This is a genomic window from Enterococcus sp. LJL99 (assembly GCF_054871725.1).
In genome coordinates, this window is the sequence record NZ_JBTXLT010000008.1 from 61,407 (window position 1) to 82,596 (window position 21,190).

Consider the following 21,190-nt stretch of genomic DNA (forward strand, 5'->3'; position numbering starts at 1 on the left):
TCTCGGATTCTAGAAGAAAACACAAGTTATTGACGAACATTAAAATAAACTCATTTCTTTTTCATTTTATTATTGACATTCTTTTAGATAATATTTAATATGTAACCAAGAATTCAATTTAATGCATCTAAATTCACTATTAGTTAAAAAACGAAAAGATTTGAATAAAAGATAGGATTGAGGATTGGTATGAAAATTACAAAAATTAATGTTTCACCAAAAATAGCTAAATTAAAGGAACCTATTACTATTTCCTTAGGGACCATTCACTATGCAATGAGTGCGGTTGTTGAAATTGAAACGGACGAAAATATCATAGGTATTGGAGAAGGGGCTCCAGGAATTTTAATTACTGGAGAAACACTAAAAGGGACAGTGGAATGTATTGAACTGTTTGAGAAAGTCTTGTTAGGTGTTAATCCTTTAGATATAGAAAAAGTTCATCATTTAATGAATGGCGTTGCTGCACATGCACCCTCCGCTAAGACTGCAATTGATTTGGCTTGTTATGATTTATTAGGAAAAAAAGCAAAATTACCACTATATCAGTTATTGGGTGGTAATTCTTCAAGTGTTAAGACCGATATGACAATTGGGATCGATTGTTCTGAGATTATGGCCGAGAAGGCAAAATTAGCCATATCACAAGGATTTGATACATTGAAAATCAAAGTGGGGACAGGTTTTAATGCGGATGTTTCAAGAATCAAAGCGATTCGTGAAGCGGTTGGTAGTTCAGTTCACTTAAGACTGGATGCTAATCAAGCTTGGACAGCTAAGGAAGCTGTACGAACGATTGATTGTTTAGCTGAATTTGATATTGAACTTGTTGAACAACCTGTTGCTTATCATAATATTGAGGGTCTAGCTTTTGTTACAGCGAATGTTCGAACTCCAATCATGTCTGATGAAAGTTGTTTTAACTCAAAAGATGCCTTGCGATTGATTCAAGCTCACGCAGTTGATTATGTAAATATCAAATTAATGAAATCTGGCGGAATCTATGAAGCGATGAAAATCAATAGTATTTGTGAAGCTGCTGGCGTTGAGTGCATGATTGGTTGTATGGTAGAGGAAACAAACATAGGTGTTACCGCGGCAGCTCATTTAGCGGCAGCGAAACAAAATATAACGCGAGCGGATTTAGATGCTACGTTTGGTTTAAGTGAAGTAGCAATTTCTGGTGGTGTGCCACTTGACCCAATTGAACAAATTACTTTATCTAATAAAGCTGGATTAGGCTTGGATAAATAGTAACGGAAAGGAGAGCTGCAATGTATTACGATTTAAGTTATTTAAGTATTCCATTACCCGAAGATGTTCTAAAATTGAAAAATTATGGTGATTTTTCTGGAGCTGAAAAACTAATTGATTTTCTCCTTTTAAAAGAGGAAACGCCAATAGCGTTGCAAAAGCGATTAGAAATCGAAAAAGATATTATTCGAATGGTTGGGATCAATGAGTATCCTTTTAATTTCGAACAAGCAAATAAAATGATGGCAGAAACGTTTAAAGATTATTCGAATGATGAATTAAATGCTTTGAAAGATCAAGGAAAAGTGGATTGGCTCTACATTGACGGTCAAGTCTATTTCCAACGCCGTTTTCTAATGAATCTAATCAAGACGCAGGCAGATTATGAAAAACGCTTGTTCGTTGTCGAGGATAACGAAGTTGATTTATTAAGAAAACAAGAATTGAGTGAGAATGTCATTTATATGAAAAAGAATGGCTCTCGAAAAGTAAAAATTCATTTAAAGACAAGTATTCGCGTGAAAAAAGAATATGAAAAAATTGGTGAAAAAGTTCGTGTCTACTTACCATTACCAAAAGCTTGTCAACAAGTTTCAGAGATTCAAATTCTAAAAACAACACCTGAAGCAACGATGATTGCACCAGAAGACCAAGCACAAAGAACCGTTTACTTTGAAACATTTTTGGAAGCAGATCAAGTGTTTACTGTTGAATATACTTATGTTAATCAAGTGAATTATGTAGAGCTAGATCCTGAGCTTGCAGAACCATTGCAACCAAAAGTAACATTTGAACTGACTGAACAATTGCCTCACATTCAATTTACACCATATTTAAAGCAATTGTTGGCGGAAATTGTTGGTGAAGAAAGCAATCCGGTTAAGAAAGCTAGAAAAATATATGATTTCATTACAACAAAAGTTAATTATTCTTTTATGAGAGAATATTTTACGATTGCTAATATTTCCGAATATGCGGCTGTAAATTTAAAAGGCGATTGTGGTGTGCAAGCGATTTTGTTTATTACACTTTGCCGAATGGCTGGGATTCCTGCTAAATGGCAATCAGGCCTATATGTTTCTCAATACTACACAGGTTGTCATGATTGGGCACAATTTTATATCGAACCATATGGCTGGCTTTTTGCAGATGTTTCATTTGGTGGAGGTGCGTATAGAAATGGAGATTTGGATCGGTGGAACTATTATTTTGGTAATTTAGATATCTATAGAATGCCTGCTAATAGTGAAATTCAACAAGATTTTTTACCGCCGAAACAGCAACTTAGAGCAGATCCGATTGATAATCAAAGAGGCGAATTTGAATACGGGAATCAAGGGCTTCCATATGCTTTTTTAGAAGTTCAACAAGAACTGATAGGAATGGAAGAACTTAATTAGTAAATAAAGAAAGTTAGGGTGAGTCTATGAAAAAGAGTTTTAAATTAGGGATGTTAGTTGCACTTACGTTAGTAATTAGTACTGCTTGTGGAACAAGTAAAAAAGATACAGATGATTCTGGTACAGGAAATGAGGCTAAAACTTCCTCAAAAACATTAAAGTTAATGGAAGGCTCAGAAATTAGTTCCATGGATACAATCTTTTCTCAAGATGAACCGAGTATTAATGCGCAATCAAATGTTTTTGAAGGACTATATCAGTTGAATGAAAAAGATGAAATTATTCCAGCCGTAGCAAAAGAACTACCAGAAATTTCTGAAGACGGAAAAACCTACACGATTAAACTAAGGGAAGATGTTAAATGGTCAAATGGGGATAAATTAACTGCCAATGATTTTATTTATGCATGGAAAAAATTAGCCGATCCTAAAAACCAAGCCAATTATTTCTTTATGCTTGATGGCACCATTTTAAATGGGACAGCTGTCGTCAATGAGGAGAAAAAAGCAGATGAACTAGGTGTGAAAGCAATTGATGATTATACAATTGAAATTAATTTAGAAAAACCAGTTCCTTATTTTACTTCATTGCTGGCTTTTTCACCGTTTTTCCCGCAAAATGAAAAATTTGCTACAGAAAAAGGCAAAGATTATGGTTCGTCAAGTGAAAATATCGTTTCTAATGGACCTTTTGTAATGAAAAACTGGGATCAAACATCAATGTCTTGGGATTTAGAAAAAAATCCTAACTACTATGATGTGGATCAAGTAAAATCTGAAAAAATTCATTTTGAAGTTTTAAAAGAGACAAATACTGCCTTTAATTTATATGAGTCAGGAGAATTAGATGTAGCTGTTTTGACAGGAGATTTTGCAAAACAAAATGTTGATAATCCAGATTATCAAGCAGTTCAACGATCAAAAGTTTATTCTTTAAGAATGAATGAGCTTAGAAATGGTAGTCCGTCCATTTTTGCTAATGAGAATGTCAGAAAAGCGGTTGCGTATGCGTTAGATAAAAAAGGGTTAGTTGACAGTATTTTAGGAGATGGATCAAAAGAAATCTATGGTTATATTCCACAAGATTTTGTGAAAAATCCAGAAACTGGAGAAGATTTTAGAAAAGAAGCTGGCAAGTTAGTTAAAACGGATACCAAAGTTGCCAATGAATATTTAGAAAAAGCGAAAAAAGAATTAAACAGTGATATTACAATCGAATTGTTATCTAAAGATGGTGATGGAGATAAAAAAGTGGCTGAATTTATTCAAAGTCAGCTTCAAGAAGCGTTACCAGGATTAAAGGTAAATGTTAAAACTGTTCCATTAAATAATGCCATTGATTTGATGAAAAAAGGGGATTATGAGTTATCTGTTAGTATGTGGGGACCAGATTATCAAGATCCAATGACATTTTTAGAAAACTCAACTACAGGAAATACCTCTAATTATTCAAGTGAAAAATATGATCAATTGATTGACGATGCAACCAATAAGTACGGTAATGATCCAGAAAAACGTTGGGAAACCTTAATTGCTGCTGAAAAGGTTTTAGTGGAAGAAGATGCTGCGCTAGTTCCATTATATCAACAAGCTAGAGGGCAATTGGTAAGATCAGGAGTTCACGATATTCAATATCATAATTTTGGAGCTACGGTTACTTATAAATATGCTTATATTGAATAAGAAAAGCAGAAACTAGTTTTATAACTCAAAAAAGTTAAGATTGAAGAAAAGGGTTTTTAATAACTTCTTTTCAAAATCTTAACTTTTTTGTATTTACTGTGGTTTATATAGAAATTTTTTTGTAGAAGTGATTCCTTTATCCTTCTTCGATACGAGTTAACTATATTTTAGTTGCTTTATTTTTTCTATGTGCTAAGGTTACTTTATATTATTTTTAAAATAAATGATTAAATTAGTGGCCTGCGATGTTAAATATCTAATAGTGTAAGCAATAATTTTAATTTGCAAATAGAAAAATATAAATTAAGGTGGTCTTAATATGGCAATCGAAGATATCGAAAAATTAATGGAATTAATGAGTAAAAAACAATTTGTAGGAGAGCTTTCGTTAAATGAATCAGTTGAATTGCGTAGATTAGCTGCGGAATATGTAGATGAGTGTGGGGAACTCGTTTCAAAAAAAATGGATGAATTCTATCATTTTTAAATCAAAGGAGGATGAAGATGACTGAGACAGTCCTACAAATAGATGCGTTTACCAAAATACCTGGACAAGGCAATCCGGCAGGAGTGGTATTGAATGGAGATAACTATATTACTGAAGAGATGCAAGAGATAGCGAAAAAAATAGGTTTCAATGAAACTGTTTTTGTTTGTTCAAGTAAACTTGGTGATTTTAAATTACGTTATTTTACACCTGGACATGAAACACCGTTATGCGGACATGCTACAATGGCTAGTGTATTTGCTTTATATGAGGGGAAATCGAATCAAAAACTGATTGTAGAAACTGGTGCAGGCTTACTATCGGTCCAATATATTTCTTCAAGCAGTGAAATCTTAATGGAACAAGCAGAACCAAAATTTTTATCATTTTCTGGCAATAAGCAAGAACTTTGCGAAAGCATAGGTATTGCGTTAGAAGATTTAGATTTTGATTTACCTATTCAATATGGAAATACAGGTTCGTGGACGTTATTAGTGCCAGTAAAAAATAAGGATGTTTTAGATAAAATGTCACCAAAATCAGCTCAATTTCCAACTGTTTTAAAAGAGCTACCAAAATCATCTATTCATCCATTTGCGTTAGATGAGCAGCAATCTGATTTATTTCACGCACGTCATTTTTCTTCTCCTCATTCAGGGACTGTTGAGGATTCAGTGACTGGAACTGCTTCTGGAGTGATGGGGGCGTATGCATTAAATCATATTTTTTTAGAGACTCCAAGTAAAAGTTTTCGCGTTTTCCAAGGGAAGCATTTACAACGAGAAGGAGTTGTAAATGTGCATGTTACGAGAAGTGAGGATCAGAAACATAAAGTAAGTATCTCTGGAACTGCTTGTTTTAATCAATTGATTGAGATTTAAAAAAATCCGAAATCGCTTTTGGTTAGCGATTTCGGATTTTTTTTTATCGATCTGATTGATTAGATAACAGGCGTTTGATTCCATGTAGTTTCGGTTTTTTATCAATCGGAGCATTATCAATAATCATTAATGCAATCATCACATAAATAATGGAACTGTCTCTTGAATACAACGTATATCTAGAAACCCAATTCGTTGCATATTTATCTTTGTAACTTCGTAATCCCTGGAAGGAATAGAAGTGAGAGCCGAATTCAAAAACTAAATAAGCAACTCTTTCTTGAATAAAACTTTTTCTTGATGTTCCGACATTAGATAATGGTGCCATTCCTAAGTTGAAATAATCGATTTCTTGTTCTTGCATGTAGGTAAATAAAGAAATAAATAAGAAATCCATCACACCAGAAGGAGCATCTTTACTATAACGCATTAAATCGATTGTTCCTTCTTCTTTAGTATAGGTTGGCATAATATTAGCAAAAGCAATTAATTTGTTTTCTTGATCGTATACCACAGCAATTGGCGCTCTTTGCAGGTAATCTTCTGAATAGAACCCAAGTGAGAAGCCTTTTTCTTTTCGGCTACCTAGCCATTCGTCAGAAACTGCTTTTAATTCTGTCATTTTTTCAGCTGAGAAAGGCGGTTTGATAACTTCAAACTGATAATTCTCTTTGGCAAAACGATTCATGACCGCTCTTTCCGCTTTCCGTTTTTTACCAGATAGAGTAAAACTTGGTAAATCTACATGGGCCTCTTCCCCCATTTTTATGAAATCATAACCAAATTCATGTAATAACATAACCATTTCTTCAGAAGCTTCATAAAATACTGGTAGATAACCTAATAAATCAGATTCTTTAATGAACTGTTCAATGGCTACCGAAAAATCGTCTTTTTTACCAGAAGGATCTCCCATGACGATACATTTATTATTATAAGTTCTAAACTGTAGAAGTACGGTATCTTCATCGTCTTTATTTGTATAGATATACATCTCTTTATCTCGTAAAAAAAGTAATTGACTATCTGTATTACCACCATAGGTTTCTAAAAGAGTCATAGCTCGTGCATCATCTAAGGGAATACCCACTGTTCGATTGGATCCTTTTAAGTAGCGTAAGAAAATATACATCACAATTGCCACTAATAAAATTCCAATAAATCCAGAAAGCCAAATTTTTTCAGAAGGGAAGAAAAGGAATTCATTAAAATGATGTCTATGATGAGGGAACGTCGGTAAATTATAAACACCGATGACAATATATAAAATTGTCAGTACAGAAAAAATAGCTCCATCAAGTGTCATTTTTTCCCAAGAATAGACCAATTGTTCTCGATAAAGTTGATCTTTAGAAAAAATAATAATCAACAATAAGAAGCCAAGATAGAAAATGACGCCCCAACTAAAATCTTTTATAAATGTATAGAGTAAGGTAATAACTAGCAGTGAAATAGTTGGGATATATGCTCGTTTTACTTGAGCGGAGATCCCTCGACCCATAATTAATAATAAGAAACCTAGTAATATGGATGGGAATTGATTTAAAATATGGAAAGACAAGGGATTCAAATGTCTTAGCCAACGAACTTGATCAAACACTTCAGGAATCGTAGCAGATAAAACCATCATAACACCTGAAAAATACATTAGAAATACGACAATTTTATGCGCAATTTCTGTGGTTAATTCTCTAGGAATTCCTGAATAATCTTCATTTAATCGAGTACTTAGATTTTTAACAAAGAAAATAACTCCAATCATAAATGGAATGATGTAGTAAAATAGACGATACAACAAAATCCATGCAACAACAATTTCTCTAGATAAACCTAATGAGGATAAGCCGATGATCATCATCACATCAAAACTCCCGATTTCTCCAGGAATCATTGATGCAATACCAATCACAGAAGCAGCGATAAATAAAGGAATTACTTGTAATGGATTAAAAGAGATGCCCATAAGCATACCGATTAATAAAAAGCTACCTAAAACGCCGGTCCATTCTAAAAAAGAAGTGAGGATTAAGCTGAAGCGAGTTTTGTTATCCAAATCCCCGATATAATCGTCTTTTCTAACGATACTGATGATTAAAACAATTGGGAAATATAAGCCACCACCAATCAACCAGATCCAATATTGTTGCAGAAACTCATTCGCATGACCAAATATTAAAATAAAAAATGCTACCAAACTATAAATAGATAGCCCCGACATTAAAAAGAGTAAAATTTTAGTCAATGATTGCGCAACTTTACGACCTTCTTGTTTTTTTCCATAAAATTCTGAGCGTAGTCCGATACTGATTAAGCCGCCAAACCCAGCAATATTATTGATCGTATTGATCATCCAACTACTTTCGAATAAAAAGAGTCTTTTTTGTTTTTGTCCTAGAATTTGATTAAGAATAATATCATAACCGATCATTGGTAAAACTGAAACTAGACCAATAATCAACATAAGAGCAATTTTCCAAATTGCAATATCTTGAAAGGTATCGCTTAATTGATCAAATGAGATTGTTTTACTAATGGAAATTAATTCAGCAATAACAATTACAATAACAGAAAAAATAAAAACCGTTTTAAAAAAATTAATGTGATCTTTGAACCATTGGATTACTTTTTTCAAGTTTACACCTTCTTTTCTAATAGAAATTTTAATATATTTTGGTTAAATAAAGCTGGCGCTTTCCTAGCAAATAAATGACCTTGACCAGGAATTAAAACAAAGGAAGCTTTAGGAATTGTTCTTGCTAAATACAGTGAGTGAGATCGCTTGATAATATCATATTTACCCACTAAAATTAGTGTTCTACACTTGATTTTTTTAAGCTCGTTACTATTAATACCGATATCTCTCATCATTAAAGCAACCATTGCTTTTTTTTGTTTCATTTTTTGACTAAATAATGACAAAAAAGAGACGAGCATGTATTCTATATAAGTAGCTATTCTAAGCGGGAAAACAACGCCGCTGTCTAAAGTGTTTCCGGCATTTAAAACTAATGAATGGACTTTATCGGGATGATTAACAGTAAAGACCATTGCAAGGTTTGCCCCATCACTAAAGCCTAAAATGTCTGCTTCTTTGATTTGTTCAATTTCCATGAGTGCAAATAAGTCTTCAGACATTTGTTGGAAAGTTAATGTAGCACTCGTATTTGTAGATTGTCCATGACCTCTACTATCAATAGCATAGACTTTAAAATAACGACTTAATTCTGGGATTTGTTTACTAAAATATTTACTGCTGCCACCATTTCCATGAAGTAAGAGTAAGGGGAAACCTGAACCAGTAACTTCATAAAAAATTTTACTAGCATCTTTTGTTATATATGTTTTTTTATTTGTTTTCATATCATTCATCACCTATGTTTTTTATTATAAATGTTTTAGAGAAGTTTGAACACTAAAAGGCTAATGCTATTTATTTTTATTAAATAATAATAAAGAAATACATCTTTTTTACAGTTTAGATTCATTTTCTAGTATGATTGTTTATACCAAGTGAAAGGGCAGATGGTTAGATGCGTAGGTTACTGAAAATTTTAAAAAAAATAATTCTATTTGCCTTATTGATTATGCTTATTTCTATGGGGTATTTTGGGTATAAAATTAGAGCAAATGTCAAACAAGTTGTATCTTATGAAAATGAAGTGGAAGCGGCCGTCAAAAGAAATGACATTGAAAAATATAAAAATCTTGTTTTGGCTATTATATATACAGAATCAAAAGGAAGATCCAATGATTTGATGCAAAGTAGTGAAAGTGCTTATGGACAACAACACATGATTAGTGATCCAGCGGAGAGTATTGATATCGGAGTGGCTTTTTTAGCTGAATCCCTAAAAAAAGCAGAAGTAGCTGGTTGTGATGTATGGACAGCAGTTCAAGCTTATAATTTTGGATTGGATTATATTGATTATGTCAGTCAAAATGGTGGGAAAAATTCGATTCGTTTGGCTGATCGCTACTCCAAAGAAGTTCTTTCACCTTTGTTAGGGAATACAAATGAAGAAAAATATCCTTATTATAGACCGCAATCCGTTTTTTACAATGGAGGTTTTCTCTATAATAATGGCGGGAACATGTTTTATGCAGATATTGTAAAAATGAATGAAACGTTTGTTGAAATTTTCAATTAGTACATGTCTGAGAATGAGTGGAAATTAACGAAAGTATGATTGGGAGAGAACATCAGTAACTATAAATCTCTGCTATGAGTAAGTAGAGCGAGTTTTGTAGGGTTCTATCCCAATTTTTTTATTTTGCTATTTAGCCAAATTAACGTAAAAAAAATTAAATTATCAAGTGGTTTATTAGGATTATCTTGAACTTCCATCCATTTACAAGTAAACTAGAGAAGATGTTTTATTAATGAGAAAGTAGGGTAGCAGCTGAATGACAAATAAATTTGATTTGAAAAAAGGACTTAGTGAATCAGAGGTATCTCAAAGGATTCAACAAGGTTTGCAAAATGATTATGAGGAAAATGTAGCTAAATCTACTAAAGATATTATCTATGATAATGTAATGACGTTATTTAACTTTCTGAATTTCGGAATTGCTGTGTGTCTATTTTTGGTAGGCGCTTATTCAAATTTAGCATTCTTGGCAATTATTTTAGTAAATATGACAATGGGAATCTATCAAGAAATTCATGCACGAAATTTGGTTCAGAAGTTATCAATTGTTGCTAAAGAAAGCATCCATGTAATCAGAGATGGAAAACAACAAATGATTGATACAAAAGAGTTGGTTGTTGATGATATCGTCTTAATTTCGGCAGGGGAACAAGTACCTTCAGATATGGAAGTCATTGATGGACAGGCGGAAGCGAATGAAGCTTTACTAACTGGTGAATCTGATTTAATTGAAAAGACAGCAGGATCCGTTCTATTATCTGGTAGTTTTTTAGCTAGCGGTCAAGTTTATGCACGTGTGATTCATGTGGGGGCAGACAACTACGCAGTCAAAATAACGGCTGAAGCAAAAGTCCACAAACCGATTCAATCTGAATTGGTGAATTCAATCCGTAAAGTTTCTAAGTTTACTAGTTTTGTGATTATTCCTATTGGATTGATTCTATTTGTGGAAGCCTTTTTTATTCGTGAATCTGGAATTAAACTTTCGGTTGTTGCTTCTGCGGCAGCATTATTGGGAATGTTACCAAAAGGTCTTGTGCTTTTGATTAGTATTGCTTTAACGACAGGTGTTATCAAATTAGCTAAAAAAAGAATTTTAGTTCAAGATATGTACTCGATTGAAACTTTAGCTCATGTGGATACTTTATGTTTAGATAAAACAGGAACAATTACGGAAGGTAAGATGAAAGTTCAAAAAGAAGTGGTTTTGAACAAACAATATCAAGAAGCATTCCCGCTGATTATAGGAAGTTATCTATCTGAAAGTACAGATAATAATATTACAATGCAAGCAATACGAGATCATTATGAGTTATCAAACCGTTATGGAGCAGATAAAGTATTACCATTTTCTTCTGAAAGAAAATGGGGAGCGATTCATTTTAGGGAACTAGGAACTGTCTATTTAGGTGCTCCTGAACGATTAGTTTCTGAAAATCGCTTGCCAGAAGCAGTTATAGAAGCTCAAGAAAATGGATTACGCGTTTTAATGTTAGCAATTGCTGAAAACACACCTTTGAATGAATCTGAAATGCCGTATTTAGAACCTTTAGCTGTCTTAGAAATCGACGATCCAATTCGTCAAAATGCTAATGAAACACTAGCGTACTTACATGAAGAAGGAATTGATCTTAAAGTTATTTCAGGAGATAATCCTATTACTGTTTCTAATATTGCAAGAAGAGCTGGACTACCTGGTTATGAAAACTACATCGATTTATCAACAAAAAAAACAGAAGAAGAGGTACGTCAGGCGGTTAGTCAATACACGGTATTTGGTCGGGTAAGTCCGCAACAGAAAAGAACGCTTGTTAGAGAACTGAAAGATACTAATCATGTTGTTGCTATGACAGGTGATGGAGTTAATGATGTATTAGCTTTACGAGAAGCAGACTGCAGTATTGCGATGGCTGAAGGGGATGGAGCAACCAGACAAATTTCAAATCTAGTTTTATTAGATTCTGATTTTACAACGTTACCAGATGTTTTGTTTGAAGGTCGTCGAGTAGTCAATAACGTTACAAAAGTAGCCAGTATCTTCTTTATTAAAACCATCTATTCATTTATTGTGTCACTTCTATGTATTATATCGACTGTTGCATTTCCGTTTATTCCAATTCAAATTACGTTAATTGATTTGGCTGTAGAAGGATATCCAGTGTTCTTCTTATCTTTTGAAGGGGATAAAAGAAAAGTATTAGGTAAATTTTTACCAACAGCGTTAAAAAATGCGTCTGTTAATGCAGTTCTAGTCGTGTTGAATATCGTTACCGTTTATTTTATTGGTCAAAACCAACAGTTTGCTCAAGTTGATACGACAACATTGATGTACTATTTGTTAATTGGAATCAGTTGTATGGCGGTGGTTCGTGCATGTCTTCCGTTTAATCCTTTAAGAATTTTCTTAGCAAGTACAACGATTGTTGGTGTTTATGTAGCGGTTATGTTGTTCCATCACATATTAGAAATTGGCTTTTTAACTGCTCAAACATTACCAATATTTGCAATTATGATGTTATGTAACATTGTTGTGCGAATATTGATTGGTTTTTACCAACTTAAAAAAGCGGGTAAAACAATAAAAGATTTATAAAATAGTAATGAATGCAATAAGATATATGATTCAATACGAGTTGTTTTCATATTTCCATTTATAAAAAAGCGTTAATAATGGTTCAAATTTGCGGGAGGAATGTATAGATTCACCCGCTTTTTGTTACTAAAAGATAATCATAGTGTAGGATAAAATTTATTTTTCTTAATTATTATAAATTAGAAAGACACTTTTTTAGGTGTAGTTGTTCTTTTAGATATGGAAGAGACTAATTATAGGAAAATAATCTGAAAACAAACGTGCAAATTACTTGAAAATTGTTTTTTATATGATACAATTAATTATGTATGACTCTGTCTTTTTTCGCGCTGGTAAAGCTCAGTGCGTTTTTTACTGATTGATCACATGAATGAGCTTTTAGCTTTTTTTAGGAGGTATAGACAGTGGCACAAAGAATCCCTCAAGAAGTTATAGAAGAGATTAGACAGCGGACCAATATTGCTGATGTGATTGGACAGTATGTTCAATTGAAGAAATCTGGAAAAAATTATATGGGTCTATGCCCATTTCATGAAGAACGTTCCCCTTCATTTTCAGTAGCAGAGGACAAACAAATTTTTCATTGTTTTGGCTGTGGAAAAGGTGGAACTGTTTTTAATTTTCTTCAAGAAATTGAAGGGATTAGTTTCCCTGAATCCGTTAAACGTGTAGCAGAATTAGAACAAATTCCAATCGAGTACAATTGGACAACAGCTATTGAAGCAAATTCATCTGAAAATCAACAGCAACGTAAATTAATTCAGTTGCATCAAAAAGCAGCGGAACTTTTCCATCACGTTCTATTGAATACTCAAATTGGTGAAGCGGCGTTGAACTACTTATTGGAACGTGGTTTAACTAGAGAAATTATTGAAACGTTTAAGATTGGATTTGCTCCTCAAAAACGTGATTTTCTTCGACAAGTTTTTGAAAATGATAAAGTTGAAGAAGAGTTGCTTAAAGAATCAGGTCTATTTATTCAAAGAGAATCAGGTGAATTTTTAGATCGCTTTTATCAACGAGTGATGTTTCCAATTAACGATGCTAAAGGGAATATTATTGCATTTTCTGGACGATTACTCAAAACAGATGAGTTTTTAGGCGAAGATATGCCAAAATATCTAAACAGTCCCGAAACCTTGCTTTTCAATAAAAGAGAAACGCTTTTCAATTTCGACAAAGCGCGCAAAGAGATTAGAAAGAATAATACAGTCTTTTTATTTGAAGGGTTTATGGATGTGATTGCTGCTTGGCAAGCTGGAATTCAAAGCGGTGTAGCCTCTATGGGAACCAGTTTGACAAATGAGCAAATCAGAAGTTTGGAACGAGTCGCCAAAGAATTAGTAATTTGTTATGATGGTGATAATGCCGGGCTTGAAGCGACTAATCGTGCAATTAGTTTACTCAGTGAACATAGTTATTTTCAATTAAGTATTATGAATATTCCGGAAAAGCTTGATCCGGATGAGTACTTACGAAAATATGGGGCTGACTCATTTAGAGAGTTAGCGTTACATGGTCGGGAAACAGTTTTTAGTTTCAAAATGTACTATCATCGTTTAGCCAAAAATATGAATAACGAAAAAGAGCAATTAGATTACATTAATGAACTGTTGCAAGAATTGATTCTGGTTCAATCACCGTTAGAACGAGATCGTTATTTAAATCAAATTTCACAAGAATTTCAACTTTCGTTCAATAGCTTAGAAGAGCAGTTTAGACAGTTGGAGATGGCTGCACGAACGCAAAAAAGAAAAGAGCGGCAGAATTATCCTAGCGAGCCAGAATCGCACTTTTTCGAAGTTCCAGAACAATCGTCACCATCTGAGCAAAATAAACGACCGCTTTCAAAAGTGGAAAAAGCTGAACGAACATTATTATATCGTTTGATGAATGAGCAGGCTGTGCGGAATCACTTATCGCAGCAAATTGATTTTAATTTTGCTCATGTTCATTATCAAGAATTGTATTTACTTTTAGATAGTTATATGAGTGTTCATACAGCATTTGTTTTAGCCGATTTTCTGGATTATTTAAAAGAGGAAAAAATAAAAAAACTTGCAATCGACATTTCATATCAAGTAATTTCTGAAGAAAGTTCTGAACGAGAGATTGCAGATGTATTACAAGTTATTGCTAACTCAAGCATTGAAGATTTGATTCAAGAAAAAATGTTTCAAAAAAAGGAAGCAGAGCGAATTGGTAACCGGCAATTAGTTGATGAATTGTCGATTGAATTAGTTGGCTTAGTTAAAAAATTGCAAAAAAGTCGTGTATCTAATTGAAACAACTACATGACTATGATATATATATTTTTGTTATACGCAAATATGAAGGGGGCCTTCTTTCATGGAAAAAGAAACAGAAAAAAAATATGAAGCTGCATTGGCGGCGTTCATCAAAGAAAACAAACCAAAAGGAAATGTTTTCTATGATGACCTTACAAACAAATTAGCTACACCTTTCACGTTGAATGCTGATGAAATGGAAAAATTGATTCAAAAAATCGAGGATTCTGGTATCAGTGTGGTGGATGAGAATGGCGACCCTAGCGAACATAGTCTAAAAAAAGATGAAAAAGTTGCTGAAGAAGCAAAAATGGAAGATTTATCTGCTCCAACAGGAGTAAAAATTAATGACCCTGTTAGAATGTATTTAAAAGAAATTGGTCGAGTTCAACTTTTAACTGCCAAAGAAGAAGTTGATCTTGCTCTTAAAATAGAAGAAGGTGACCAAGAAGCGAAACAACGTTTAGCAGAAGCCAACCTTCGACTAGTTGTTTCGATTGCGAAACGATATGTTGGTCGTGGAATGCAATTTCTTGATTTGATTCAAGAAGGAAATATGGGCTTGATGAAAGCTGTAGAAAAATTTGATTATCGCAAAGGATTTAAATTTTCTACTTACGCTACATGGTGGATTCGACAAGCAATTACCCGTGCAATCGCTGACCAAGCTAGAACAATTCGAATTCCTGTTCATATGGTTGAAACAATCAACAAATTGATTCGTATTCAACGTCAATTACTACAGGATTTAGGAAGAGAACCAACGCCAGAAGAAATTGGAGCAGAGATGGATCTTCCAACTGAAAAAGTCAGAGAAATCTTGAAAATCGCTCAAGAACCAGTTTCTTTAGAAACACCAATTGGGGAAGAAGATGATTCTCATTTAGGTGATTTCATTGAAGATCAGGAAGCTACAAGTCCTGCAGAACATGCAGCTTATGAACTTCTAAAAGAACAATTAGAAGATGTGCTTGATACATTAACTGACCGTGAAGAAAATGTTTTACGACTACGTTTTGGGTTAGATGATGGACGTACAAGAACATTAGAAGAAGTTGGAAAAGTATTTGGCGTTACTCGTGAACGGATTCGTCAAATTGAAGCGAAAGCTCTTCGTAAATTAAGACATCCTTCACGCTCAAAACAATTAAAAGATTTCTTAGAATAATTGATTTTTTCGTGAAAGAAGTAGAGCCCTAAACAAAACTACCCCTTAGTTTTGTTTAGGGCTTTATAATTGAATCTGGATAAAACGGAGGAATTAGATTCTGTATGACCAGATTGAACAGCATAAGAGAATCAGTATCTCGGCAATTTCCTAAAATTCATTCATTGCATAGAACGCAATCACTGAATTTTCGTCCAATTGTTCATTACTAAGCGATTCTTTTATGCCCTGATTTAACGGCGTAAAAGAATCAGTATCTCGGCAATTTCCTAAAATTCATTCATTGCATAGAACGCAATCACTGAATTTTCGTCCAATTGCTCATTACTAAGCGATTCTTTTATGCCCTGATTTTTCTGACTTATTTTTAAATCGTAACAGAAAAGTTATCTTGTACATATTGGAACAAACGGCATTTTATGGTAGATTAGAATTAGTTGAATGAGTAGAATGTGAGGCGGAAAAATGACAAAGCAATGTCCAGCTTGTGGCACAGAGGTAGAAAATGAAATTGAAAAATGCCCTGATTGTGGCTTTGATTTCTCTAATAAAAATATAGAGCCAGATTCTTCCACTTTAGAGCAAGCTTCTGAATCAGTTGAAGAGTCAGAAAAAAAAGAATCTACGTCTAATTTTATTAATAAAGAAAAAAATGAAAATATTGAATGGTCTGAATTGAAAGATATGAGTATTGGCCATGTGATGAATATGTTTAACGAAAAAGAAGCAGCAGCTGCAGAAGAAACTGATTTAGAAAAAACAATCATTGAAACATTTGATGAAAAAGAAATTGAACTGATTGAGGAAACAGCTATTTCTGAAACGAAGCATTCTGAAAGTGAAACAGAAATAAAAACAGACATCACTGTGGATGAAGAAACAATTGAAAAAGTTTCTACTGAAGATGCTTCTGCTTTTCAAGAATACTTGCAAGAACATCGGTCTGATATTGCTATTGAAAAAGAAGATAACACAGAGACTGAGAATAATCCTCAATCTGATGAAAGTGAGAAGAGTATGTCTGAAGAAAAAGAAAAAAATATCGACCAATCAATTCAAAAAAATTCAAGTGATGAGGATAAAGCAAAAGAAGATAAAAATGATAAGCATTCTGTAATTGACGAAACACTTGAAAATAAATCTGAGCATAAAGAAGTTGATCTAGGTAAAACACAGCCTTTTATCCCTTCCAAAAGTAAACGTCCAGAGGAAATTGAGATGGATGAGGCCCCAATCTTTTTCAAAGATAAAGATGAGAAACCAGGACCTAAAAATATCCCTTCAAATTTTGTTAAAACTGAATCAAAAGTAGAAAAACCTACAATTACTGCTCGTAAGTCTGAGGCTCCAAAAGAAAAAAAAGCAGTTCCTAAAAAAAATAATTACAAGAAGACAGCGATCATTTTAGGAGCAGCAATTGTTTTAGGCGGAGCTGGGTGGTATTTCTACGATCAATCGCAAAAAGGAACAACTGGAAGTACAGAAGTTTCTAAAAATGTAGAAACTTTAGCTGAAGAAACGAAAGAAAGCCTTCAAAATTATTTTACCAATGATAAGCAAGAGTTCATCAAAGCCGATATGGTCTCTGTTAGTCCGACGACAATCAAAGATAATTTGGATAAGTTAAAGGATTCCTCAGATTATAAAACATTGGAAGCGACCTATCAAAAGGTAGTATCAAAACAAAAGACAATCACTCAAGTGAATCAACTATTTGAAAAACCGATTATTGCGGGTGATAAATTAAATGATGTTGTGCTTGCCTCGGATACTGAGATTAAAATTGAAAAAATGTCTGGGACCAATGAGTTTGACAAATTAATCAATCAAGCGATTGATCAGGCAACTAATCAATATAATCAATTGAAAAAAGCACAACAAGCAGTTGCAGTTTTTTATCAAAACGGAGCGATTACAGATAGTTTGACTCAAGAAGCGTATAATACAGCTAAAACTGAAGTTGATTTAGTGAAGAGTGGAAAATTAAAAGAATCATTATTAAAAGCATTGACTGAAGCTGAGAAAAAACTTGTTGCTCAAAATGAAGCGACTGTTTCAGTAGCAGAACCAGAAGTAGCTCAAGAATCAGATACAACAACAGCTGATCAAACAAATCAAGAACAAGTGATTCAATCAAATGGTACACCTGATGCCAGTGGCTTTACAGGACCAAATAGTCAAGGTATCTATACAGAGCCTGTTTATACAGTCAATCCTGCAGATGTAGCAGACGCAAGCAATCCAGCTTGGATTTGGGCGCCAGGAGTTCAAGAGAAGGTGATTGCTACCTGTATTGAAAGAGGGTATATTACAGCAGGAAACTACTCTTTACAACCAGCTCGTATCGTTAATGGAGAAGGATACTATAATCTTTATGGTGGAGATGGACAATATTTAGTGACAATCAATGCTCAAACTGGTTGGTTTAAAGGAAATGCTTCAAGAAATGCAGGAAGATAATTCAAAAATGGGATTAATTATTTAAACGATTAAACAAGAAGAAATTCACAAAAATTTCGTTGAAAATTTTTTGTGAATTTCAACTTGTTTATAGCGAAGTGAGTGAGATAAAGTCGTTCTTTTTTATTGTATTAAAATGCTGAAAACATAGAGAGACGATAAATCATTCTACGATTTTTTTATGCACGAACTACTTTAATCCAATCTCTAGGATGGGAGAGTAATGAGATTAAAAAGTTATGTGTGCAAGTTAACTAACTATTGTTGTATTGAGGGAGAAAAAAGATGGAAACAAAAGGATATATGACTTTTAACGAAGGAATTAAGGCATGTGTTCCAACAATCTTAGGGTATGTTGGAATTGGTATAGCTGCTGGGGTCGTTGGGAAAAGCGTTGGACTATCCATTTTAGAGATTGCATTGATGTCAATCCTCGTTTATGCTGGAAGTGCGCAATTTATTATATGTGGTATGTTAGCAATTCAATCACCTATTTCAGCCATTATTTTAACTACTTTTTTAGTTAATTTACGTCATTTTTTAATGAGTATGTCCGTTGCGACGTATTTTAAAAAAGAACCTTTGAAAACTAGTATTGGCATAGGAACCTTATTGACCGATGAATCATACGGGGTATTGATGACCGCGTTAAATAATGACTACTCTGTTAGCTCAAAGTGGACAAATGGATTAAATATTACCGCTTATATTTCTTGGATTCTTGCGACTGTAGTGGGTGGCCTTTTAGGAAATTGGATTCCTGACCCTCATTTATTAGGACTTGATTTTGCTTTGGTTGCTATGTTTGTAGGACTTTTTGTATTACAAGTGGATTTACCTATTCGAAAACAAACAAAGAAAACAGTGATTGTTTTACTAACGGTTTGTCTTAGTTTATACTTTTTAATGACCTTTGTCTCACCAGAACTAGCTATTTTACTTGCAACACTTTTAGGATGTACGGTTGGGGTGGTGTTACGAGATGAATAATTATGTCTTATTTACAATCATTGGGTGTGCGATTGTTACTTGGCTACCAAGAATATTTCCATTTGTATTATCAAAAAAAATTGATTTTCCTGAATGGTTTCTTAGATTTTTATCTTATATTCCAATTTGTATTTTAACAGCATTGTTATTTCAAAGTATTTTAGAAGTTCAAGAAAATGGGTTGCCTCAATTAAAAACATTAGAAGCGCTAAGTTGTATTCCGACTTTTTTTGTGGCAATTCGAACAAAAGATTTAATGAAAACTGTTTTAGTAGGGATTGTTACAATTGCTATCCTACGAATCCTAGTTGGATAAAAAATAGAAGGAGATAAAAAAAGATGAATGAATTATTAGCAACTGTTTTCACAGCTTTAGTAATAGATGAGAATGAGAAATATTATTTTTTACAAAAAAATGGCATTACTTTCCGACTATCAAAAGAAGAAGGAGAACATCAAATTGGCGAAGCAGTAGAAGGTTTTGGTTACTATAATCAAAAACAAGAACCAGCAATGACTACTAATATTCCAACTGCAAGACAAGGAAATTATTCATTTGGAACAGTTACAAATACTAGAAAAGATCTGGGGGCTTTTGTGGATATTGGTCTAGAAGATAAGGATGTTGTAGTATCTCTAGATGAGCTTCCAATGTTACGAGAGCTTTGGCCTAAAAAAGGTGACCGTTTGATGGTTTCTTTACGCACGGACAATAAAGAGCGAATTTGGGGCGAATTAGCAGACGAAAAATTATTTAAAGCAATGTCTAAAAAAGCAACTGAAGAAATGAAGAATAATAATATAACAGGAACCGTTTATCGATTAAAAATGGCGGGAACCTATGTTATTACAGATGATTTCTATGTGGGATTTATTCATCCCTCTGAACGTTATCAAGAACCACGCTTGGGTGAAAATGTAACTGGTCGTGTGATTGGAATCCGTCCCGATGGTGTTTTAAATCTTTCTTTAAAACCTCGTGGTTACGAAGTAATTGGTGATGACGCTGCAATGCTATTAGCCTTTTTAGAACGTTCAGCAGACCATAAAATTCCGTTTACTGATAAATCCAATCCTGAAGAAATCAAGCAAACTTTCGGGATTAGTAAAGGACAATTCAAACGAGCAATTGGAAATTTATTAAAACAGAAGCGAATCAAACAAGAAGATGGCTATACAATTTTACTTGAAGACTCATCTGAAATAAAATAAATTCAATTCTAATTGAGAATCACTTGCAAAAACGCTAGAGTTATTTTATAATTATTTTAATTTGTAGTGATAAACTACTTTTCTTATTTAAAATAATTATAATTAAGGAGCTGTTCCTTATGGATTCAACTGCCGCTTTAAAAAAGATAAAACAACAATTGCATGAATCAGGATTTAAGTTAACACCACAACGAGAAGCGACGGTTTTGGTGTTACTTGAAAATGAAAAAGATCATTTATCTGCTGAAGATATTTATTTTTTAGTAAAACAAAAAAGCCCAGAAATTGGCTTGGCTACTGTATATCGAACATTAGAAATATTAACAGAATTAAGAATCGTTGATAAAGTAAGTTTTGACGATGGATTAGCTCGTTATGATCTTAGAAAAGAAGGCGCAAAACACTTTCACCATCATCTTCTTTGCTTAGAATGTGGAAATATTGAAGAAGTAGAAGAGGATTTACTTGGCGAGGTAGAAATAGTCGTCGAACAACGCTATAATTTTACCGTAAAAGATCATCGTTTAACTTTTCATGGCATCTGTCAAGAGTGTCAAAAAAAGGAAAAAAAATGAATTAATCAATATTAGGTTGACAAGTAGGAGCGAATCTCTTACAATTGATTTC

General features: G+C 33.4%; 16 protein-coding genes. 14 read left to right on the forward strand and 2 right to left on the reverse strand.

Translation table 11 applies throughout. The annotated features are described in order from the left end of the window. Window positions 1–189: 189 nt before the first annotated feature. From ACYSNW_RS12600 to ACYSNW_RS12620, 5 genes are all read left to right on the forward strand, one after another. Window positions 190–1,254 carry a dipeptide epimerase gene (locus ACYSNW_RS12600; protein WP_461745001.1) on the forward strand — a complete coding sequence of 355 codons (1,065 nt, stop codon included), beginning with the start codon at window positions 190–192 and terminating at the stop codon, window positions 1,252–1,254. Between the two features lie 20 nt (window positions 1,255–1,274). Then, complete coding sequence (locus ACYSNW_RS12605; protein ID WP_461745003.1) at window positions 1,275–2,654, forward strand: transglutaminase-like domain-containing protein; 1,380 nt, start codon at window positions 1,275–1,277, stop codon at window positions 2,652–2,654. Window positions 2,655–2,680: 26 nt separating this feature from the next. Beyond that, window positions 2,681–4,336 (forward strand): peptide ABC transporter substrate-binding protein, encoded by a 1,656-nt coding sequence (locus ACYSNW_RS12610; protein ID WP_461745005.1) that lies wholly within the window; start codon window positions 2,681–2,683, stop codon window positions 4,334–4,336. A gap of 319 nt (window positions 4,337–4,655) precedes the next feature. Further along, window positions 4,656–4,823: a hypothetical protein gene (locus tag ACYSNW_RS12615; RefSeq protein ID WP_461745007.1), complete on the forward strand. Its 168-nt coding sequence runs from the start codon at window positions 4,656–4,658 to the stop codon at window positions 4,821–4,823. 17 nt (window positions 4,824–4,840) lie between these two features. Then, window positions 4,841–5,704: a PhzF family phenazine biosynthesis protein gene (locus tag ACYSNW_RS12620; RefSeq protein ID WP_461745009.1), complete on the forward strand. Its 864-nt coding sequence runs from the start codon at window positions 4,841–4,843 to the stop codon at window positions 5,702–5,704. A gap of 43 nt (window positions 5,705–5,747) precedes the next feature. Here ACYSNW_RS12620 and mprF read toward each other — a convergent pair whose 3' ends face one another. After that, a complete protein-coding gene (gene mprF, locus ACYSNW_RS12625) occupies window positions 5,748–8,336 on the reverse strand; it encodes a bifunctional lysylphosphatidylglycerol flippase/synthetase MprF (RefSeq protein ID WP_461745011.1) in 2,589 nt (862 codons plus the stop codon). A gap of 2 nt (window positions 8,337–8,338) precedes the next feature. Then, window positions 8,339–9,064: an alpha/beta fold hydrolase gene (locus tag ACYSNW_RS12630; protein ID WP_461745013.1), complete on the reverse strand. Its 726-nt coding sequence runs from the start codon at window positions 9,062–9,064 to the stop codon at window positions 8,339–8,341. Between the two features lie 170 nt (window positions 9,065–9,234). Between ACYSNW_RS12630 and ACYSNW_RS12635 the strand changes: the two genes are divergently transcribed. The 9 genes from ACYSNW_RS12635 to fur all read left to right on the forward strand — a co-directional run bounded on the left by ACYSNW_RS12635 (window position 9,235) and on the right by fur (window position 21,138). Then, a complete protein-coding gene (locus tag ACYSNW_RS12635) occupies window positions 9,235–9,852 on the forward strand; it encodes a lysozyme family protein (protein ID WP_461745015.1) in 618 nt (205 codons plus the stop codon). A gap of 256 nt (window positions 9,853–10,108) precedes the next feature. Then, window positions 10,109–12,445 carry a cation-translocating P-type ATPase gene (locus ACYSNW_RS12640; protein ID WP_461745017.1) on the forward strand — a complete coding sequence of 779 codons (2,337 nt, stop codon included), beginning with the start codon at window positions 10,109–10,111 and terminating at the stop codon, window positions 12,443–12,445. Between the two features lie 404 nt (window positions 12,446–12,849). Beyond that, a complete protein-coding gene (dnaG, locus tag ACYSNW_RS12645) occupies window positions 12,850–14,730 on the forward strand; it encodes a DNA primase (RefSeq protein WP_461745019.1) in 1,881 nt (626 codons plus the stop codon). Between the two features lie 64 nt (window positions 14,731–14,794). Further along, complete coding sequence (gene rpoD / locus ACYSNW_RS12650; RefSeq protein ID WP_461745021.1) at window positions 14,795–15,901, forward strand: RNA polymerase sigma factor RpoD; 1,107 nt, start codon at window positions 14,795–14,797, stop codon at window positions 15,899–15,901. Window positions 15,902–16,366: 465 nt separating this feature from the next. After that, window positions 16,367–18,361: a cell division site-positioning protein MapZ family protein gene (locus ACYSNW_RS12655; RefSeq protein ID WP_461745023.1), complete on the forward strand. Its 1,995-nt coding sequence runs from the start codon at window positions 16,367–16,369 to the stop codon at window positions 18,359–18,361. Between the two features lie 285 nt (window positions 18,362–18,646). After that, window positions 18,647–19,351 carry an AzlC family ABC transporter permease gene (locus tag ACYSNW_RS12660; protein ID WP_461745025.1) on the forward strand — a complete coding sequence of 235 codons (705 nt, stop codon included), beginning with the start codon at window positions 18,647–18,649 and terminating at the stop codon, window positions 19,349–19,351. Next, window positions 19,344–19,667: an AzlD domain-containing protein gene (locus ACYSNW_RS12665; protein ID WP_461745027.1), complete on the forward strand. Its 324-nt coding sequence runs from the start codon at window positions 19,344–19,346 to the stop codon at window positions 19,665–19,667. The genes ACYSNW_RS12660 and ACYSNW_RS12665 overlap by 8 nt, the downstream gene beginning before the upstream one ends. Before the next feature lie 23 nt (window positions 19,668–19,690). Beyond that, on the forward strand, window positions 19,691–20,563 hold the full coding sequence (locus ACYSNW_RS12670; RefSeq protein WP_461745028.1) for a CvfB family protein: 873 nt from the start codon (window positions 19,691–19,693) through the stop codon (window positions 20,561–20,563). A gap of 119 nt (window positions 20,564–20,682) precedes the next feature. Further along, window positions 20,683–21,138 (forward strand): ferric iron uptake transcriptional regulator, encoded by a 456-nt coding sequence (fur, locus tag ACYSNW_RS12675; RefSeq protein ID WP_461745030.1) that lies wholly within the window; start codon window positions 20,683–20,685, stop codon window positions 21,136–21,138. Window positions 21,139–21,190: the final 52 nt, after the last annotated feature.